Raw genomic sequence first — 286 nt, 5'->3', positions numbered from 1 at the left:
TAAAATGCTGTGACCGGTTTGTGCTTGAAGGTTTTCATCTCCAAAGGGCGACTGCGAAAATGAATGCATGTACCTATCAGCATTCCTTCGCAATGCTCCTGATTTTCGCTATTCACAAAGAAAACTGGCTGTTCACCCTCAACCACCAGCCTTGCTGGGCCGCTATCGGTCACAACCCACAGAACAATCTCTGTATGGCGGCTACGATCTTGGCTGTGACTGCTCAGCAAAAAGCCAGAAGTCACTGTGTTCACAATGCCTTGTCACATATATGTCAGAAGATTCT

General features: G+C 46.9%; 1 protein-coding gene. It reads right to left on the bottom strand.

The window, feature by feature from the left end:
- The coding region (locus ACY2RR_RS24475; RefSeq protein WP_490110817.1) for a hypothetical protein at positions 1-254 on the bottom strand (254 nt) is incomplete at its 3' end.
- Between the last annotated feature and the right edge of the window lie 32 nt (positions 255-286).

It is taken from the genome of Parendozoicomonas sp. 2304DJ65-17, from assembly GCF_058148445.1.
The sequence above is the reverse complement of the archived record's forward strand: the minus strand, read 5'-3'. Positions and strand labels throughout refer to the sequence as shown.